Source organism: Litoreibacter sp. GN1-5, assembly GCF_055693805.1.
The window spans coordinates 419,104-436,647 of the sequence record NZ_JBVFUP010000001.1; the positions used below are offsets into that span (position 1 = coordinate 419,104).

Here is a 17,544-nt window from a genome sequence, read left to right on the forward strand (position 1 = left end):
GACATAGCAACAATTGCACGTTAACTGCCATCATTGCTTGATGCCGCTATTGCAGCAATCCCAACGAGGAGAATAACTGGAATAACCCAATCCGGTGTGCTGTTTGTGGCAGGTTGAATAACTTCTGGTTCGACTAAAGCATCTGCTAAATTTCCGGCAAATGCAGCAACTCCTGTTATGATAGCAGCAGCAAACGCGGCAGACATAAATAGTATTTTTTTCATATAATTAGCCCCTCACAAACCCATTTCATGTCATATAGCATGATTCAGAAAATGTTGTTAACCTTTTTTTAGGCAGCGATGTCTTCCTGCGTGGTGTCCTTACCGTATTCATCTACTTTTCGCCCCAGATAATAGTCAAAAAGTGCAGTAAAACGTGATATCCACATAAGGTAATCACCAAAGTATAGCTTGGATTTTTTGACTGAGATCGGAAGAACAATCACTGCAAGACAGATAGAAATACTGCCGAAGAAAAGGGACCTGTTCGCTTGGGCTAAGTCGCCAAGAACTGCCGCAATCGGGCTTGTTCTACCATGTCTGATCCTTGTGCTGTTTAGATGATTGCGGTGTGTGCGTCGCAGAAAGTAGCTCAACGAGGAGCGCTCAGGCCCTACATTCTCAGTAATTTTTGCGAATGGTATCCAACGAATTTTGAAACCTGCTCTTATGATACGGGATGAAAATTCAGTATCTTCACCTCCAGTGAAATTATATTTTGTGTCAAAGCGCGCGCCTAAACCCGTCTGTCCAAATATATCGCGATGGAAGAAGGCATTTCCAGTTGCGGCCATAGAAACGGTTTGTCCAATTCCTAATCCATCAGAGTTAAGTTTGCGGCGCCACGGTGAATATGTAGGACCATAGGTAAATTGGTATGGGCCAGTAAAAAATCGAGTTTTTGGAAATTGCATAATTGCGCGCTCGAATTCGAAGATCCATGTTCGTGATGCGATTTCGTCGTCATCAATGCTTGCTACCCAAAGAGCATCGTCATTCTCGGCTTTATCAAATGCACGATTGCGGGCATTCGAAAGACCAAGGTTTGTCTCAAGCACATAACTTACCGGAAATGGCCAACACCGCTCCCCAATCCAGTCCTCTAGTGTCGCGTATGCGTTGTTTTCTATGACAATAACAGCGACATCATGATATCGACAACTGATCATATCGGCCAAAGATAGCATGGCTGCCTTGAATTTTTCTGGGCGTTTTCTGGTGCATATTACGATGCTGATAAGACCTAGCGATCGAGCTGTTTTGGGCAGATTGGCATCAAGATCCTGGTGTATCTGCATTAGATCATGATTGGAGAAGGAGGCAAGAGGGGTGAAGTCGTCAGAAACTCTATTATTGGGCCCCTTTTCAGGCATAGTTTCTGGCCGCACAGCCAGAACTGCCAGTCCCAGCGCATTCAGGAATGCGTCTTGCTGTCGTAACAATTCGCTCATTTTCCAACGACCCGTTACGGCTGCAGCTGCCGTAAGATGGATAATTGATACCAAAACGAAATATAGCTTTTTCAGTGAAGCCGCACTTGCTGAAAAGCGCAAATGCATGCCGACTAGATGTGGATTTCCTATTTTATAGGAGACCCCGACTCCCCGTAGTTTTTTACTCAGGCGGTTGTATGTGTTTGTCCGGCTTGCTGCTAAATGTTCGTAGCATTTTGCATATGGGACAAATCGTGGAGATGAAGAGGCAAATGCGATACGTTGGAATAAATCCGTATCTTCCCCGCCCGTTATGGAAAATTCATTATCGAACCGAAGGCCTAACCCATCGGACGCAAAGATAGAACGGCGAAATAGAGAGTTGCCTGTGCCGCAATCACTGGTCGGGCTGCCATACCCCAAATCATTATATACGCGAGCATTGAATAGTTTTTCCTCGCGATGGGTCATTTCATATGTCGGCCCGACGAAGGTATCGCAATCCGGCCAGTCGCGCATTGCGTACAACATTTCCATCAACCAATGAGGGTCAATTTCTTCATCATCGTCAATGAAAGCTAACCAATTGGCGTCAGATGTTAAAAAGTATTCTATAGCGCAATTACGTGCAGGACAGAAACCATTTTCATGAACTTTAAGGACTTTCACTCTGTCTATCTCAGGGGTTATATCCGATGCATAGTTGCAAGAGCTATGTTCGATAATCAGAAGGTCTAATGTCACATGGCTTGGTATAATCAAAGAAGAAATACTTTTGAGGCAGTTGCTAAATAATTTAGGTCGATCGCGCGTACAAACAGCTATAGTAATTGTCTGCTTATTCTCGTCATCCATTCAAGCACTCTGGTATGATTTTTCTTTAATAATAGTAATATGCTTTTAGAAGCACGATGGGTAAACGGTTTTTTATTGATCTAATGCAGAAAGGGGCAAGGTCGTACCACGACATATGCGCAAATAGCCCCTAAACCCGCCGCAAGCCTTTGTCCTGCAGCAGTCGTATCAATAAGACCCGCGCGGCGTTTCTGTGGTCCCAGTGTATTTTCCGGGCTTTGGCCGGCTCGCCTTTGGCAATTGCTGCGTAGACTGCCTTATGGGCTTCGTTGGATTTCAAGGGCAGGGGGCGCAGGTACAGCGTCGCGGCACGTGCGCGTCTGACAATATCGGTATACTGCACCACAACCGCCTGAATGCGGCTATTGCCGCCCAGACGCACAAGTTCGCTATGAAAGCTGTCATCGGCCTTGGCCCATGCCGGGCGGTCTTCTTTTGCCAAAGCACTGTCCATGTGGTCGATACACATGGCCAGGGTTTCAAGATCCGCAACGGTGTATCCCTTCTGTGCGGCGCGCTCTGCCGCAAGGCTTTCAAGCTCTGTCAGCACTTCGTAAATCTCGTTCATGTCTTGCGGTGTCAAAGACAGAACACGCAAACCCCGGCGGGGCTGAACCGAAACCAGCCCCTGTGCCTCCAGCAAAAGTGCGGCTTCGCGCACGGGCGTGCGGGACATGCCAAGCCTCTCTGCCAGATCACCTTCGTAATGGTTGGAGTCCGCAGCCAGATCGCCCGAGAAGATCATGCTACGCAGCTCCTCCATCGCGCGCATCACGTTGGTTTGAGGGCGCTTGTCAGTCATAATGCGACTTTTCGCAGGTCTTTGTCCGAGAGGTAAATCGCCTCTTCGATTTCAAGAACCTCAAGATAGTCCATAGCCATGTTTTCCAACGTAGCCCCGTCCAGAAGATGTGCAATCACATGGTCCTGAAGGGCTTTCACACAGTCGCCGCCAAATCCGGGCCAGTCGCGGGGGGCAAGCACGGTTTCCAGTGTTGTCTTGCCAAACTCTCTGAGATGAACAGCCCCATTCCCGCTTAGCGTCATAACTCCGTCTGTGCCTTCGATCAGGGCTTCGCCCAGTGTGACACGCATATTATCCGCGCGATGATCCAGCAGCCTGTTGCCATCAAACAACGCGCGCTTTCCCCCTTCAAAATCCAGCGTGAAATAGCCCGCATCTTCGCCCTTGATCGCAGGGTTCAGCCGACGCAGATCGCCATAGGTGGCAGTGGGCTGGCCCAGCAGAAACCGAAACGTATCGATGAAATGCACGCCGGTTTCATGAATCAACAGTCGCGGCATGGTCTGGAAGTAGGGCTGCCGGTCCAGATAGGCGCGCGGGCCTTGACCATCGCCGGTCCGCAGGCGGAAGGTGATTTGCAGAACGTCCCCGATCCGACCCTGATCCATCGCAGCCTTTATTGCGCGATACCACGGCTGAAAACGAAAGTTTTCGTGAATGATAAGGGGTATTCCGGCTGTCAGAGCCGCGTTCGCCATACGGCGCGCGTTATCAAGAGATTGGCAAAAGGGTTTTTGGCAAATGATCGCTTTCAATCCAAAAGACAGCGCGGTTTCGATAGCGGTGCAGTGGGTTTGCGGCGGCGTTGCGATATCCAGGATGTCAGGCCTGACCGTGTCAAGCATCTGCGCCAAGTCACCAAATGCAGCCACCCCGGTAGCTTGTGCTTTTCCAAGGTCCAGATCGGCGACAGCGGCCAGATCGGCGCGATCACTGCGCTGCCATGCGTCATGGTGAAATTGCGCGAAATAACCCGCGCCAAGACAGGCGACCCGTATCAAAGCAGCTTCCCTGAAAGGGCCGCGACGGCACCCTTTGTGCTGGCAGTGCCGCCCAGATCACGGGTGACAGTATCGCGCGTGCGGATTGCCTCATCGACAGCGGCTTGCAACCGTGCGGCATCCGCGCACATTGCTGCCACGCCATGCTGTTCGCCCAGCCAATCCAGCATCATCGCCGCTGACAATATCATGGCAAACGGGTTTGCCAGCCCTTGCCCTGCGATATCAGGGGCCGAGCCGTGGCAGGGCTGGAACAACGCATGATGCTCCCCAATATCGGCCGAGGGGGCAAGCCCAAGCCCACCCATTAGCCCGGCACCCAGATCAGACAGGATGTCGCCAAACATGTTTTCCGTCACCATCACATCAAACGTCCAAGGCTTTTCAACCATCCACAAAGCGGTGGCGTCCACATAGGCGTGGTCGGCTGTCAGGTCGGGGTATTTTGCAGCCTCTGCATCGAAGATTTCGCGGAAAAAGGCAAAGGCGCTAAAGACATTGGCCTTGTCTACGCAGGTCACACGTCCTGGCCCACGCCCTTTGGTCTTGCGCTGCTGAGCTAATTTTAGGGCAAAGCGAAACAGCTTTTCGCTGGTGTCGCGGGTGATCCGCAACGTCTCATAGGCCTCGTCCCCGCGCACATCGCGGCTGCCTTGGGAATAGAACAATCCTTCGGTACTTTCGCGGATCAGGACGAAGTCGACTATCTTGTCATCAGCCAGTTTCAGCGGGGTCGGCTGGCCGGGCGTGATGCGCACAGGGCGCACGCCAGCGAACAGATGCAGGGCTTTGCGCAGCTCGATCTGGGGGGAGATTTCTGTCCCATCCGGGTAGCGGATCGAGGGCAAGCCCATGGCTGATAACAAGATCGCGTCAGCCTTGCGGGCCGTCTCAAGGGATCGTGCCGGCAGCGAGACACCCGTATCTGCATAATGCTGTGCGCCCGCATTCACCGTATGGAAAGTCAATTCATAGGCGTCTGAGGCCTTTGCAAGTGCGCTTAACAGGTCCACTGTCGGGGCCATGATTTCCGGACCGATGCCGTCGCCTTCAAAAACGGCAATCTGAAATGTCTTGGTCATGGTGCAGGCCTGTGGCTAGGGTGATGTCTATATACATGGCTTAATGTATACATTAACGTATGCACAAGCAATTACGAAAGGGTTTCAATGTTCGCCATCGCTGTCACTTTCACTATTAAGCCAGACCAGATCGGGCAATTCCTGCCATTGATCAAGGAAAATGCGAAAAGCTCTGTCACGACTGAACCCGGATGCAGCCAGTTCGATATCTGCACGGATTCGGCATATCCAAATGATGTATTTTTATATGAAACCTATGATGATGAAGCAGCCTTTGAGGCGCATACTCGTACAGCCCACTATGCCACGTTCCAGCAGGCCGCAGAAGATATGATCACGGGTAAAGATGTGCGGACATTTGCGACCGTCATCCGATGAGCTGGCAGGTTCATGCCCTGAAATATGGGGATCGTAGTGGGCGGACACGGGCGGACAGTTTTATCTTTGACGATAATCACGATGCCCCCCACGATATCGATTATTTCATCTGGGTGTTGCGAAACGGGCCCCAGACGATCCTTGTGGATACGGGTTACGATCATGCTGAGGCCGCAAGCCGGGGCCGTCCCATTGCGCTTGACCCGCGCGAGGCGCTGACGCCTCTGGGGCTTGAGCCCGAAGAGATCACGCAACTGATCATTACCCACTTGCATTACGATCACGCAGGCGGGTTGCATCTGTTTCCAAACGCCACGATTCACTTGCAAGCGGCCGAGATGGCTTATGCCACAGGCCCCTGTATGTGTCATGATACGCTGAAGATGCCATTCACGGCGGATCATGTCTGCGAAGCCGTCAAGCGCGTTTATCAGGGCCGTTGCGTGTTTCATGACGGTGATGGGCAAATCGCAGAGGGCGTCACAGTGCACCGCATCGGGGGTCATTCGCGCGGGCTTCAAGCTGTGCGCGTGCTGACAGATGCCGGGTGGCTTTGCCTTGCGTCTGACGCGACGCATTTTTACGAAAATATATTTGAGCGTAAACCTTTCCCGATCGTTGTTGATCTTCAGGATATGCTTGACGGGTTTGGCAAACTCGAAGCTTTGGCAAGCGAAAAACGCCTGATCATCCCCGGTCATGATCCACTGGTGCGTGAGTGTTTTCCGACAGACGGGGCCGGGCATATTTTCCGCCTTGATCGTGGCCCCTCAAAATGGCTGTTCTGAAACTGCCTAAAATTTACCATTTGATAAAATTTTATTTTGTGGCAACCTAAGTGGTAAGAAAACCAATAGGGATCATGATGAGCAATTCGCCAATGACACCGGGCATCGCACCGGCCCGCCTTGACGCTGACCAGATCGCACAGAATTTTGATGACTTGCACGCACCCTATGATGGGCACGAGGCGATGGTCGCCGCAGATCGCTGCTATTTTTGCCATGATGCACCTTGCATTACGGCATGCCCGACCGAGATCGACATCCCGCTGTTCATTCGGCAAATCCAGACCGGCACGCCTGATGCGGCGGCAAAGACGATCCTGTCGCAAAACATCCTTGGCGGCATGTGCGCGCGGGTTTGTCCAACGGAAACCCTGTGCGAAGAGGCTTGCGTGCGCGAAATGGCAGAAGGCAAGCCGGTCGAGATTGGCAGGCTCCAGCGCTATGCCACGGATACGCTGATGGAAAAGGGCGTGCATCCGTTCACCCGCGCTGCTGCAACGGGTAAGACAGTCGCCGTTGTGGGCGCGGGGCCAGCGGGCCTTGCATGCGCGCACCGTCTTGCAATGAAAGGTCATGATGTTGTGATCTATGATGCCAAACCCAAACCGGGCGGGCTGAATGAATTCGGGATTGCGGCCTATAAATCCACCGACGAATTTGCCGCCCGAGAGGTCGATTGGTTGATGCAGATCGGTGGGATCACGCTAGAGCTTGGCAAGGCGCTTGGGGATGGGCTGAGCCTATCTGACTTGCGCGCAGATTTTGATGCAGTGTTTCTTGGGATCGGTTTGGGGGGCGTAAATGCCTTGCATGCGGAGGGGGATGAGAGAGACGGCGTAGGGGATGCCGTCTCTTTCATTGCGGATTTACGTCAGGCAGACGATCTTACCAAGCTGCCTGTGGGGCGCAATGTGGTGGTGATCGGGGGCGGCATGACGGCTGTTGATGCGGCCGTCCAGTCCAAACTTCTGGGTGCAGAGAATGTGACGATCGCCTATCGCCGGGGCCGCGAAAATATGAGCGCGTCGCAGTATGAACAGGATCTTGCGGCCTCTAAGGGCGTGCGGATCGTAACCCATGCGCAGCCTGTGGCCATTCATGGCAATGGCGCTGCGGGCGAGGTGGAGTTTGAATATACCACGTCTGAGAATGGCGGGCTCAAAGGCACGGGCGAAACATTCCGCCTGTCCGCAGATCAAGTCTTCAAGGCGATTGGTCAGACCCTTGAGGGTGATGTCGAAGGACTGACGCTTGATAAGGGCAAGATCAAGGTGACAGATGCAGGCCGCACCTCGCAGGGCGGTGTCTGGGCAGGCGGCGATTGCGCGATGGGCGGTGACGATCTGACCGTGACGGCCGTGGCCGAAGGCCGCGATGCTGCCGAGGATATGCACAAGGCGTTGATGGCATGATCAATGCTGAAAACCCAAGCGAGGGCGGATGTCGCTGCGGTCAGGTGCGGTTTCGTGTCAGTGCAGCGCCGCTTTTGACAGGTGTTTGTCATTGCACCGGGTGTCAGCGGATGACCGGCAGCGCGTTCTCGCTGACTGTTTTCATCCCGACCGACGGGTTCGAGATTACGAAAGGCGAGCCCGTTATTGGCGGGCTGCACTCTGAGGCTTTGAAGCACTATCATTGCCCATATTGTATGAGCTGGATGTTTACGCGCATCACAGGGTTTGACCTCTTCATCAATGTTCGTTCAACGATGCTGGACGACCCGATCCCGGACGTTCCTTTTGTCGAGACCTATACGTCGGAAAAGCTTCCTTGGGTCAAAATACCTGCGCCGCATAGTTTCGAGAAGTTTCCCGAACAGGCAGAATTTCCGACACTGATGAGCGCGTTTGCGGATCACGCGAAACAGGAGACCAAGCATGGCTAACCTCACCTCGAATTTCGTCGGGATCAAATCCCCCAACCCGTTCTGGCTGGCCTCTGCGCCGCCGACCGACAAGGAATATAATGTCCGCCGCGCGTTCGAGGCCGGATGGGGCGGCGTTGTCTGGAAAACTTTGGGCGCCGAAGGCCCGTCCGTGGTTAACGTAAACGGGCCACGTTACGGCGCAATTTACGGGGCGGATCGCAGGCTTCTGGGGCTCAACAATATTGAGCTGATCACGGATCGGCCCTTGCAGACGAACCTGCGCGAGATCAAGGCGGTCAAGCGCGATTATCCGGACCGTGCGATGGTCGTCTCGCTTATGGTGCCGTGCGAGGAAGAGGCATGGAAAGCAATTCTGCCGGTTGTTGAAGACACCGGCGCGGACGGGATTGAGTTAAATTTTGGCTGCCCGCACGGGATGTCTGAGCGTGGCATGGGGTCCGCGGTGGGGCAGGTGCCGGAGTATATCGAAATGGTCGCGCGCTGGTGCAAGCAGAACACGCGGATGCCGGTGATTGTGAAACTGACGCCAAACATTACCGACATTCGCAAACCGGCAGAGGCCGCCAAGCGCGGTGGTGCGGATGCTGTCAGTCTGATCAATACGATCAATTCGATCACGTCCGTTAATCTTGACACGATGAGCCCTGAGCCCTCAATCGATGGCAAAGGTAGCCACGGCGGGTATTGCGGACCTGCGGTCAAGCCAATCGCGCTTTCTATGGTGTCAGAGATTGCCCGCCACGAGGCGACGCGCGGCATGCCGATTTCGGGTATTGGTGGTGTGACCACATGGCGTGATGCGGCGGAATATATCTCTTTGGGGTGTGGGAATGTGCAGGTCTGTACGGCGGTTATGACCTATGGGTTCAAGATCGTCTCTGAGATGATATCGGGCCTGTCAGACTGGATGGACGAGAAGGGGTATGCCAGCGTGGATGATGTCATAGGGCGCGCTGTGCCCAACGTGACGGATTGGCAATATCTCAACCTGAATTACATCGCCAAAGCAAGGATCAATCAGGATGATTGCATCAAATGCGGCCGCTGCTATGCCGCCTGCGAGGACACATCGCATCAGGCGATATCAATGTCCGAGGACCGTGTGTTCGAGGTAATTGACGCCGAATGTGTGGCCTGCAACCTGTGCGTAGACGTCTGCCCGGTCGAGAATTGCATCACGATGGAACAAATGACCCCCGGCGAGGTCGACCCGCGCACGGGCAAAACCGTTGAGGATGACTACGCCAACTGGACAACCCACCCGAACAACCCCGGTGCGGTTGCGGCGGAGTAGCGGGTTTTAGCAGGCCAAGTCGTGACTGGCCTGCCATGATCCATCTGTTTTGAAATCGGTTGCTTATTTCAGATACAAAAGCACCTGAAATGTTTAATATTTTTTAAAATCGACTGGTAAAACCTTGAAATTTCAAGGGGCTCTCACCATATAGTCAGTATTGTTGACATAGATAGTCGCAATATCCAACTGTACGGCCCTCTCATGTAATAGCATGCGAGGGCGTTTGAAAATCAGGTCATAAATCCTGTCATTTTCGCGCGCATTTTGGAATCCAACAACCGCCTCGGCCTCTTTGCTTGGCTGGGGTTTCTCCAATCGTGCCCAATTGGGTGCTTCTGGCAAAAAAAGGACTTATCAATGGGACCAGTGAAAGCTTTTGTAACCTGCTTGCTAAAATATTTTGACTTCAATGGACGTGCCTCGCGGGCGGAATATTGGTGGTTTATGTTGATTTTGATGCTCATACACATTGTGCTTTTGGGAATAAATTTGGGCCCTTTTCTGATAGAAGATGGAACTGTTGAGGAAGCATCAGATGCAGTTTACCCTACCCAAATACTATATTTACTGACGTTTCTGCCCATTCTTTCAGTAACTGTTCGGCGGTTGCATGATATAGACAAATCTGGCTGGTGGTGGTTTGTTGGACTTGTTCCGTTCATTGGATTCATCATTCTACTTATCTTCAGTCTTATCCCCGGCGATTCAGGGCGTAATCGCTATGGTCCATCCCCTTATGGTGGTGACAGAAAGCCATATGGCGAGCAAATTCTGGTTACAGATCCAGAGCAAGTCAAAGCGCATAAGGAACAGGTTGGATCCTACTACAAAAACGTCGTGCTGAAATCGCAGAAAGAGATCGACGAAGAACCTTAAATTTTTGGTGCCAGAAGCCCACGGTAGAGCAGGGCAAGGAATTGCTCTGCCTCATCAAAGGGATCATGCTCCCCCAAAATTGCGCTGACCTGCACGTCAAAATCTGCATAATGCTGGGTCAGCGACCAGATCGAGAAGATCAAATGATAGGGGTCCACATCTGCCATCTTTCCATCTGTGATCCAGCCCCTGATCATCATCGCTTTCTCATCGATCAGTTCTTTCAACTCTCCGCTAAGTGCGTCCCCGATTCTTGGCGCCCCTTGCAGGATTTCATTGGCAAAAAGCCTGCTTTCACGGGGGTATTTGCGGCTCATCTCCAGTTTGTGGCGAACATAGCCCATGATCTCTTCCAAAGGATCGCCGGTGGGGTCAATCGCGCGCAGCGGGTCCAGCCATGTCTGCATCAGTGTTGACAGAAGCTCTACATGAATGGCTTCTTTCGATTTGAAATAGTAGAGCAGGTTCGGCTTCGACAGCCCAGCCTCTGTGGCAATCTGATCAAGTGTGGACCCACGGAACCCATAGGTCGAAAACACCTTCAGGGCTGCGGCCCGAATGGCATCCTTGTTTTTCTTCTGAATCCGTGTTTGAGGACGTGCTTCATTCATCAAAATTCATAACCTGCTCAAATTTCAACCAATCGCCTTGTCTTTTCACATCAAAACACGTGGATGGCTTGACTGGCAAGCGGGCTCTGATAGCGTGAGTTTTACCAGCTGGTCAAATAATGGGGGATGGTATGGCGTCTGGCGCTCCGGGTGAAAACCTGAAGATTGACGGTGAACGGCTCTGGGATAGCCTGATGGAGATGGCCAAGATTGGCCCCGGCGTTGCGGGTGGCAATAATCGCCAAACCCTGACCGATGAAGATGCCGAAGGCCGGGCGTTGTTTCAAAGCTGGTGCGAAGCGGCAGGCTGCACCATGGGGTTGGATCAGATGGGCAATATGTTTGCCCGGCGCGAGGGCGCGGACCCTGACGCGCTGCCGGTCTATGTGGGCTCACATTTGGACACGCAGCCTACGGGCGGTAAATATGATGGGGTTTTGGGGGTGCTGGGCGGGCTTGAGATCATTCGCACGCTAAATGATCTGGGTATCAAGACAAAGCACCCCATCGTTGTGACCAACTTCACGAATGAGGAAGGCACGCGCTACGCCCCTGCGATGCTGTCGTCAGGTGTTTTTGCGGGCATTCACACGCAGGATTGGGCTTACGCGCGCGAAGACGCGGAAGGCAAGACTTTCGGTGATGAGTTGACCCGCATCGGCTGGCGTGGCGACGAAGAGGTGGGCGCGCGTAAGATGCATGCCTTCTTTGAGTTGCATATTGAACAGGGGCCTATTCTGGAGGCTGAGGGTAAAGATATTGGCGTTGTCACCCACGGGCAGGGGCTAAGCTGGACACAGTTGACGATCACCGGGAAGGACAGTCATACGGGCTCTACGCCCATGCCGATGCGACGTAACGCAGGATTGGGCATGGCACGTGTTCTGGAGCTTGTGGACGAGATCGCCCTGTCCCATGCCCCACATGCTGTTGGTGCGGCCGGGCATATCGATGTCTACCCGAACTCTCGCAATGTGATCCCGGGCAAGGTGGTGTTCACGGTTGATCTGCGTTCACCCGATCTGAATGTGATTGAAGATATGGAAAAGCGTTTAAAGGATGGGGCCAATAAAATATGTGACTCCATGGGGTTGCAGCTCGAACTTGAGAAGGTCGGCGGCTTTGATCCCGTCACCTTTGACGAAAATTGTGTATCAGCCGTGCGCTCTGCGGCCGAACGGTTGGGCTATTCCCATCAAAACATCATTTCAGGCGCAGGCCATGATGCATGCTGGATCAACTGGGTGGCACCGACAGCCATGGTGATGTGCCCGTGCGTCGATGGGCTTAGCCATAATGAAGCAGAAGACATAAGCCCGGACTGGGCCAGCGCAGGGGCAAACGTGTTGTTCCATGCGGTGGTTGAAACAGCGGAGATTGTTGGGTGATCAGTAAATTTAATGCAGCCCGTTTTATCTATCTGAAAAACTTTGCCCTGCGCTGGCTTGCTGGCGTTTTTCTTGTCAGCGTTGTCGCGGCTTGTGCCCCGCCACCCGAGCAGGTCAAAATCCGTGGCGGTGTGGGCTCGGACGTTAATCTTGATGCGATCCGCCCGCCAAGTGGGGTCACATACAGATATGCGTTCGAGACGGATGAACTGCCGATCCCCGTTGCGCTTAGCCTTACATCCCGACGCAACTCTGCCCGCAGCTATGATTATCGCGGCTCACTTGTTATGACCCTGCCCACGACCCAAAATCTGGCGGATATCACGAAAATCGTCAGTGAGGCGTTTCAGGTGGAGGGTATCCGGGCCAAGGGCAATCAGGTTTTCATTCCGGTTGGCCTGAAGACCGATAACAGGTTTCGCGCCAGTTCTTCCAACATATTGCTCGCCACCAGCAAGTATGACCCCCATGACTGTTTTGCCCAGATCGGGACATGTCGATATACGGTCAAAACCGAAGGCTTGCCCAACCTCAACCTGATTTCTGAAACCACGGAAGAGGGGGTATCTGGCGCAGCACGACCCGGACGGACCCAAAGACATCGCCCCCAGAGGCGCGTCGCCTACGCGAAGATATGGTTTATTCCATCGACAGGAACGCGGTGATTATCGATATGGTCACGATCCGCAGTGGCAACGGCCCCCGCGAACGGGTGGTGTTCCGGCGGAAATGATCTGTGAAATGCAGGGAGATACATCATGAGTAAAGTTATCAAAGGCGGCACGATCGTCACCGCTGACCGGCAATGGAAAGCTGATATCCGGATTGAGGGCGAGAAAATCGCCGAGATCGGGGAAAACCTGAAGGGCGATGAGGTGATTGACGCCGCTGAGGCCTATGTGATCCCCGGTGGTATCGACCCGCATACCCATCTGGAGATGCCTTTCATGGGCACCACCGCTGCCGAAACTTTTGAATCTGGCACATTTGCCGCTGCTGCCGGTGGTACGACGATGCTGGTGGATTTCTGTTTGCCGGGCGAGGATGGTAGCTTACTCAACGCGCTTGACGATTGGGATCGCAAGTCGCGCGACCAGATTTGTTGCGATATCAGCTATCATATGGCTATCACCGGCTGGAATGAGAGCATTTTCAACGAGATGGAGGCCGTTGTTAAGGAGCGCGGCGTCAACACGTTCAAGCATTTCATGGCGTATAAGGGCGCATTGATGGTGGAAGATGACGAGATGTTCGCCTCGTTCAAGCGCTGCGCCGAGCTGGGCGCGCTGCCGCTGGTCCACGCCGAAAACGGGGACATCGTCCAAGAGCTACAACAGAAATATCTGGCCGAGGGCATTACCGGTCCCGAGGGTCACGCCTATTCAAGACCCCCGGAAGTTGAAGGCGAAGCCGCCAACCGCGCCATTATGATTGCCGATGCCGCAGGCACGCCTTTGTACATCGTGCATGTATCCTGCGAGCAGGCGCATGAGGCTATTAGGCGCGCCCGCCAAAAGGGAATGCGCGTCTACGGTGAGCCTTTGATCCAGCATCTGACGCTCGATGAGAGTGAATATTTCAATAAAGATTGGCAATACGCCGCCCGCCGCGTGATGTCGCCGCCCTTCCGGTCCAAGGACCATCAGGCCTCGCTCTGGGCTGGACTGTCTGCGGGGTCGTTGCAAGTGGTTGCTACCGATCATGCGGCCTTTACGGATAAGCAAAAGCAGATGGGGCTCGATAATTTCACGACCATTCCAAACGGGACTGGCGGGCTTGAGGAACGCATGGCGATGCTCTGGACCACAGGTGTCGAGACAGGCCGCTTGACGCCGGAAGAATTCGTCGCTGCGACGTCGACCAACATCGCCAAAATCCTCAACATCTACCCACTGAAAGGCGGCATCGCCGTGGGCGGTGATGCGGATGTGGTCGTCTGGGACCCGAAACTGAGCCGTGAAATCGCGGTCAGTACGCAAAAATCCATCATCGATTACAACGTGTTCGAAGGCATGACCGTGACGGCTCAGCCCCGCTATACGCTTTCGCGGGGGGATGTGATCTGGGCGTATGGTCAAAATTCGCAGCCCCAGCCGGGACGTGGCAAGTTTATTCGCCGCCGGGCTTTTGCCTCGGCTTCGCAGGCGCTCAGCAAATGGAAATCGCTCAACACGCCGCGCAAGATCGAACGTAACCCGATGAACATCCCGGCGGGGGTTTGAGACTGCGATGAAAATGAATTGCCCCAATGACGGATAAATCTTGTGTGATAAAGGCGTCAAATCTGGACCTCACCTTCCAGACCAATGATGGCCCGATCCATGCCCTTAAGGACGTCTCGCTGGACATCGACAAGGGCGAGTTCGTCAGCTTCATCGGCCCCTCTGGCTGCGGTAAAACAACTTTCCTGCGCTGTATCGCGGGGTTAGAGGCACCAACAGGCGGCAGCTTGACCGTCAATGGCATGACCCCGGATGAAGCCCGTCGCACACGGGCCTATGGCTATGTGTTTCAAGCGGCGGGGCTTTACCCATGGCGCACAATTGGCGGCAATATCCGCCTGCCTCTGGAAATCATGGGGTATTCGAAATCCGATCAAGCTGCCCGTGTCGCGCGCGTGCTTGATCTGGTGGACCTCGCGGGGTTTGAAAAGAAATACCCCTGGCAGCTTTCGGGCGGGATGCAGCAACGGGCCTCCATCGCGCGGGCGCTGGCTTTTGATGCGGATATCCTGCTGATGGATGAGCCCTTCGGCGCATTGGACGAGATCGTGCGCGATCATCTGAACGAACAATTGCTGGCCTTGTGGGCGCGCACAGGCAAAACCATCGGCTTTGTTACCCATTCGATCCCCGAGGCGGTCTACCTGTCCACAAAGATTGTCGTGATGAGCCCGCGTCCCGGCCGGATCACGGATGTGATCGACAGCCCCTTACCAAAAGAGCGCCCACTGGACATCCGCGATACGTCTGATTTCATCGACATCGCCCACCGCGTCCGCGACGGGCTAAGGGCAGGGCATGACGATGACTGATCACGTAAACTGCCCGAAAAATCCGCAAGATGCCACCGCACGCGATCAGGGGTATCGATTGAGTTGCACAACCCCCGTTAACGTTAATGCGCCCCGGCTTGAAGCCAAACCGAGGCGCTGCAATGAAATCGCAAAAGCGCCCCATCACCGTTTACGGCCATCGGCTCTCCAGCCTGTTCCGCATCTTCATGCTAATGATGAAATGATTGAGAAACCGTTACCATCATTGTTTCAAAAATACTCCCGCCGGAGGCTTCCGGATTGGCAATCGTTGCGTCGTTTGAAATCTGGGAATCTGAGTATTTATAAAACAATGATAGGGGTTGGTGTGCCATGAGATCGTTGGTCCCAATCCTGACGGTCATTCTGACGATCTTTGCGCTTTGGTATCTGGCGGTGGTTCCGATGAATATTCGTCAGGCACTGACGCAGTTGGAACGCGATGGCGTACAGGTCGTCCCAGAGAGCGCGACAGAGCGCAGGGACGCAGGGACATTGGGTCTTATTCTGAACAATAGGCGGGCTATTTCTGCGACCTATGCGCAGGAGCGCGCTATTTTACCGGCACCCGATCAGGTGGCGGCGGAGCTTTGGAAGACCGTCGCGCAGAAAAAGGTGACGTCCAAAAGGTCGCTGGTTTATCACGGCTGGATCACACTCAGCGCAACCTTGGCCGGGTTTGTGATTGGGTCTGGACTGGGTATTCTGCTGGCGGTTGGTATTGTCTATTCCCGCGCGATGGATATGAGCGTGATGCCTTGGGCGATTGCCTCCCAGACGATTCCTATTCTGGCGATTGCGCCGATGATCATTGTCGTTCTGAACTCTGTTGGGGTGCAGGGGTTGCTGCCCAAAGCTGTTATCAGCGCTTACTTGAGCTTCTTTCCTGTGGTCGTCGGTATGGTCAAGGGGTTGCGCGCGCCGGATGCGATGCAGTTGGATCTACTCAAGACTTATAATGCCTCTGGATCACAGGGGTTCTGGAAATTGCGCCTGCCGGCCTCTATGCCATATCTCTTTGCATCGCTGAAAATCGGCACCGCGGCAGCGCTTGTGGGCACCATCGTGGCAGAGCTGCCAGCCGGTGGCGGGCAGGGGTTGGGTGGTCGGATGCTGACAGGTAGTTACTACGGTCAGATGGTGCAAATCTGGGCAGCGCTTGTGGCAGCTGCCATGATTGCTGCAGCACTTGTGGTGATCATTGGGCTGATTGAGCGGGCTGCCCTGAAACGGATGGGGCTGGCATGAGCCTGGTTGTTGCAGCCTTTATCCTGTGGATCGCCGCGTGGAGCTTGAATGTCCGACTTGCCAATGGCCCTACATCTGACACGCAGGCCACTCGTTTGCTTGTGCCGAGCATCTTCGGTCTGACGATCCTGATTATGTGGGAATTACTGGTCCGGGGCCTGCAAGTCCCGCTGGTCATTCTGCCTGCGCCGTCCCAGATCGCCGTCCGCATAAGTGGAGAGCTTCCGATACTTTGGCAGGATTTCCGGCAGACATTTCTCAAAGGTGCTTTGTCGGGCTATCTCATCGGCTGTTCGGCGGCCTTTGCCGTGGCGATATTAGTTGACCGGTTCGACTTTCTTAAACGCGGACTTCTGCCTGTCGGTAACTTCGTCGCGGCTTTGCCGATTGTGGGCACAGCCCCCATTCTGGTGATGTGGTTTGGGTTTGACTGGCAATCGAAAGCAGCGGTGGTCGTTGTCATGGTGTTCTTCCCGATGCTGATCAATACGGTCGCAGGTTTGCAGGAAACGACCGCGATGCAACGGGACCTCATGCGCACCTATGGGGCCGGGTATAGCCAGACATTGCTGAAACTACGTCTTCCCGCCGCCATGCCGTTCATCTTCAACGGGCTTAAAATTTCTACAACACTGGCTTTGATTGGCGCGATTGTAGCCGAATTTTTCGGTTCCCCCACTTTGGGAATGGGGTTTCGCATTTCGACATCTGTCGGTCAGTTAGCGCTTGATATGGTCTGGGCTGAAATCGTGGTGGCGGCCCTTGCGGGTTCGAGCTTTTACGGCATCATGGCTCTGCTCGAAAAAAGGGTGACGTTCTGGCACCCGTCACAAAGAAAGCAAAGATAACAACCTGGAG

At 53.8% G+C, this 17,544-nt stretch carries 19 protein-coding genes; 13 read left to right on the forward strand and 6 right to left on the reverse strand.

Annotated features, from left to right (window positions below; all coding sequences use genetic code 11):
* Positions 1 to 20: 20 nt before the first annotated feature.
* From ACZ1HF_RS02150 to ACZ1HF_RS02170, 5 genes are all read right to left on the reverse strand, one after another.
* Positions 21 to 224 carry a hypothetical protein gene (locus ACZ1HF_RS02150; RefSeq protein WP_472655963.1) on the reverse strand — a complete coding sequence of 68 codons (204 nt, stop codon included), beginning with the start codon at positions 222 to 224 and terminating at the stop codon, positions 21 to 23.
* Between the two features lie 68 nt (positions 225 to 292).
* On the reverse strand, positions 293 to 2,290 hold the full coding sequence (locus ACZ1HF_RS02155) for a glycosyltransferase family 2 protein (protein WP_472655964.1): 1,998 nt from the start codon (positions 2,288 to 2,290) through the stop codon (positions 293 to 295).
* Positions 2,291 to 2,420: 130 nt separating this feature from the next.
* Positions 2,421 to 3,092 carry a GntR family transcriptional regulator gene (locus tag ACZ1HF_RS02160; protein WP_472655965.1) on the reverse strand — a complete coding sequence of 224 codons (672 nt, stop codon included), beginning with the start codon at positions 3,090 to 3,092 and terminating at the stop codon, positions 2,421 to 2,423.
* A complete protein-coding gene (locus ACZ1HF_RS02165) occupies positions 3,089 to 4,096 on the reverse strand; it encodes a Gfo/Idh/MocA family protein (RefSeq protein ID WP_472655966.1) in 1,008 nt (335 codons plus the stop codon). The genes ACZ1HF_RS02160 and ACZ1HF_RS02165 overlap by 4 nt, the downstream gene beginning before the upstream one ends.
* Entirely contained in the window at positions 4,093 to 5,178 is a 1,086-nt protein-coding gene (locus tag ACZ1HF_RS02170; RefSeq protein ID WP_472655967.1) for an isocitrate/isopropylmalate dehydrogenase family protein, read from the reverse strand. Before ACZ1HF_RS02170 ends, ACZ1HF_RS02165 begins: the two co-directional genes overlap by 4 nt.
* An 87-nt stretch (positions 5,179 to 5,265) precedes the next feature.
* On the opposite strand from ACZ1HF_RS02170, the gene ACZ1HF_RS02175 reads away from it, so the two are divergent.
* The 6 genes from ACZ1HF_RS02175 (at position 5,266) to ACZ1HF_RS02200 (ending at position 10,405) form a co-directional block, all read left to right on the forward strand.
* Entirely contained in the window at positions 5,266 to 5,556 is a 291-nt protein-coding gene (locus tag ACZ1HF_RS02175; RefSeq protein ID WP_472655968.1) for a putative quinol monooxygenase, read from the forward strand.
* On the forward strand, positions 5,553 to 6,344 hold the full coding sequence (locus tag ACZ1HF_RS02180) for an N-acyl homoserine lactonase family protein (RefSeq protein WP_472655969.1): 792 nt from the start codon (positions 5,553 to 5,555) through the stop codon (positions 6,342 to 6,344). Before ACZ1HF_RS02175 ends, ACZ1HF_RS02180 begins: the two co-directional genes overlap by 4 nt.
* A 77-nt stretch (positions 6,345 to 6,421) precedes the next feature.
* Positions 6,422 to 7,756 (forward strand): NAD(P)-dependent oxidoreductase, encoded by a 1,335-nt coding sequence (locus ACZ1HF_RS02185; protein ID WP_472658959.1) that lies wholly within the window; start codon positions 6,422 to 6,424, stop codon positions 7,754 to 7,756.
* Positions 7,753 to 8,229: a GFA family protein gene (locus ACZ1HF_RS02190; RefSeq protein WP_472655970.1), complete on the forward strand. Its 477-nt coding sequence runs from the start codon at positions 7,753 to 7,755 to the stop codon at positions 8,227 to 8,229. Before ACZ1HF_RS02185 ends, ACZ1HF_RS02190 begins: the two co-directional genes overlap by 4 nt.
* Complete coding sequence (gene preA / locus ACZ1HF_RS02195) at positions 8,222 to 9,526, forward strand: NAD-dependent dihydropyrimidine dehydrogenase subunit PreA (RefSeq protein ID WP_472655971.1); 1,305 nt, start codon at positions 8,222 to 8,224, stop codon at positions 9,524 to 9,526. Before ACZ1HF_RS02190 ends, preA begins: the two co-directional genes overlap by 8 nt.
* Before the next feature lie 360 nt (positions 9,527 to 9,886).
* Entirely contained in the window at positions 9,887 to 10,405 is a 519-nt protein-coding gene (locus ACZ1HF_RS02200; protein WP_472655972.1) for a DUF805 domain-containing protein, read from the forward strand.
* On the opposite strand, the gene ACZ1HF_RS02205 is transcribed toward ACZ1HF_RS02200, so the two are convergent.
* Positions 10,402 to 11,016, reverse strand: a complete 615-nt coding sequence (locus ACZ1HF_RS02205; RefSeq protein WP_472655973.1) for a TetR family transcriptional regulator C-terminal domain-containing protein — start codon at positions 11,014 to 11,016, stop codon at positions 10,402 to 10,404. The two genes, ACZ1HF_RS02200 and ACZ1HF_RS02205, sit on opposite strands and share 4 nt — an antisense overlap.
* A 131-nt stretch (positions 11,017 to 11,147) precedes the next feature.
* Here ACZ1HF_RS02205 and ACZ1HF_RS02210 point away from each other — a divergent pair, with 131 nt between their 5' ends.
* From ACZ1HF_RS02210 to ACZ1HF_RS02240, 7 genes are all read left to right on the forward strand, one after another.
* A complete protein-coding gene (locus ACZ1HF_RS02210; protein ID WP_472655974.1) occupies positions 11,148 to 12,404 on the forward strand; it encodes a Zn-dependent hydrolase in 1,257 nt (418 codons plus the stop codon).
* Positions 12,401 to 13,069, forward strand: coding sequence for a hypothetical protein (locus tag ACZ1HF_RS02215; RefSeq protein WP_472655975.1), 669 nt, complete (start codon positions 12,401 to 12,403; stop codon positions 13,067 to 13,069). Before ACZ1HF_RS02210 ends, ACZ1HF_RS02215 begins: the two co-directional genes overlap by 4 nt.
* A 93-nt stretch (positions 13,070 to 13,162) precedes the next feature.
* Complete coding sequence (hydA, locus tag ACZ1HF_RS02220) at positions 13,163 to 14,626, forward strand: dihydropyrimidinase (protein ID WP_472655976.1); 1,464 nt, start codon at positions 13,163 to 13,165, stop codon at positions 14,624 to 14,626.
* Between the two features lie 26 nt (positions 14,627 to 14,652).
* Positions 14,653 to 15,438, forward strand: a complete 786-nt coding sequence (locus ACZ1HF_RS02225; protein WP_472655977.1) for an ABC transporter ATP-binding protein — start codon at positions 14,653 to 14,655, stop codon at positions 15,436 to 15,438.
* Positions 15,431 to 15,775 (forward strand): hypothetical protein, encoded by a 345-nt coding sequence (locus ACZ1HF_RS02230; protein WP_472655978.1) that lies wholly within the window; start codon positions 15,431 to 15,433, stop codon positions 15,773 to 15,775. The genes ACZ1HF_RS02225 and ACZ1HF_RS02230 overlap by 8 nt, the downstream gene beginning before the upstream one ends.
* Positions 15,772 to 16,686, forward strand: coding sequence for an ABC transporter permease (locus ACZ1HF_RS02235; protein ID WP_472655979.1), 915 nt, complete (start codon positions 15,772 to 15,774; stop codon positions 16,684 to 16,686). The genes ACZ1HF_RS02230 and ACZ1HF_RS02235 overlap by 4 nt, the downstream gene beginning before the upstream one ends.
* Positions 16,683 to 17,534: an ABC transporter permease gene (locus ACZ1HF_RS02240; protein ID WP_472655980.1), complete on the forward strand. Its 852-nt coding sequence runs from the start codon at positions 16,683 to 16,685 to the stop codon at positions 17,532 to 17,534. Before ACZ1HF_RS02235 ends, ACZ1HF_RS02240 begins: the two co-directional genes overlap by 4 nt.
* Positions 17,535 to 17,544: the final 10 nt, after the last annotated feature.

What these genes read in the sequence shown, in the direction of transcription:
- ACZ1HF_RS02185 (WP_472658959.1), top strand. Translation starts at nt 6,422, where the DNA reads ATGAGCAATTCGCCAATGACACCGGGCATCGCACCGGCCCGCCTTGAC.
- ACZ1HF_RS02235 (WP_472655979.1), top strand. Translation starts at nt 15,772, where the DNA reads ATGAGATCGTTGGTCCCAATCCTGACGGTCATTCTGACGATCTTTGCG.
- ACZ1HF_RS02150 (WP_472655963.1), bottom strand. Translation starts at nt 224, where the DNA reads ATGAAAAAAATACTATTTATGTCTGCCGCGTTTGCTGCTGCTATCATA.
- ACZ1HF_RS02230 (WP_472655978.1), top strand. Translation starts at nt 15,431, where the DNA reads ATGACTGATCACGTAAACTGCCCGAAAAATCCGCAAGATGCCACCGCA.
- ACZ1HF_RS02240 (WP_472655980.1), top strand. Translation starts at nt 16,683, where the DNA reads ATGAGCCTGGTTGTTGCAGCCTTTATCCTGTGGATCGCCGCGTGGAGC.
- ACZ1HF_RS02225 (WP_472655977.1), top strand. Translation starts at nt 14,653, where the DNA reads ATGACGGATAAATCTTGTGTGATAAAGGCGTCAAATCTGGACCTCACC.
- ACZ1HF_RS02190 (WP_472655970.1), top strand. Translation starts at nt 7,753, where the DNA reads ATGATCAATGCTGAAAACCCAAGCGAGGGCGGATGTCGCTGCGGTCAG.
- ACZ1HF_RS02175 (WP_472655968.1), top strand. Translation starts at nt 5,266, where the DNA reads ATGTTCGCCATCGCTGTCACTTTCACTATTAAGCCAGACCAGATCGGG.
- ACZ1HF_RS02205 (WP_472655973.1), bottom strand. Translation starts at nt 11,016, where the DNA reads ATGAATGAAGCACGTCCTCAAACACGGATTCAGAAGAAAAACAAGGAT.
- ACZ1HF_RS02170 (WP_472655967.1), bottom strand. Translation starts at nt 5,178, where the DNA reads ATGACCAAGACATTTCAGATTGCCGTTTTTGAAGGCGACGGCATCGGT.
- hydA (WP_472655976.1), top strand. Translation starts at nt 13,163, where the DNA reads ATGAGTAAAGTTATCAAAGGCGGCACGATCGTCACCGCTGACCGGCAA.
- ACZ1HF_RS02160 (WP_472655965.1), bottom strand. Translation starts at nt 3,092, where the DNA reads ATGACTGACAAGCGCCCTCAAACCAACGTGATGCGCGCGATGGAGGAG.
- ACZ1HF_RS02210 (WP_472655974.1), top strand. Translation starts at nt 11,148, where the DNA reads ATGGCGTCTGGCGCTCCGGGTGAAAACCTGAAGATTGACGGTGAACGG.
- ACZ1HF_RS02200 (WP_472655972.1), top strand. Translation starts at nt 9,887, where the DNA reads ATGGGACCAGTGAAAGCTTTTGTAACCTGCTTGCTAAAATATTTTGAC.
- preA (WP_472655971.1), top strand. Translation starts at nt 8,222, where the DNA reads ATGGCTAACCTCACCTCGAATTTCGTCGGGATCAAATCCCCCAACCCG.
- ACZ1HF_RS02155 (WP_472655964.1), bottom strand. Translation starts at nt 2,290, where the DNA reads ATGGATGACGAGAATAAGCAGACAATTACTATAGCTGTTTGTACGCGC.
- ACZ1HF_RS02180 (WP_472655969.1), top strand. Translation starts at nt 5,553, where the DNA reads ATGAGCTGGCAGGTTCATGCCCTGAAATATGGGGATCGTAGTGGGCGG.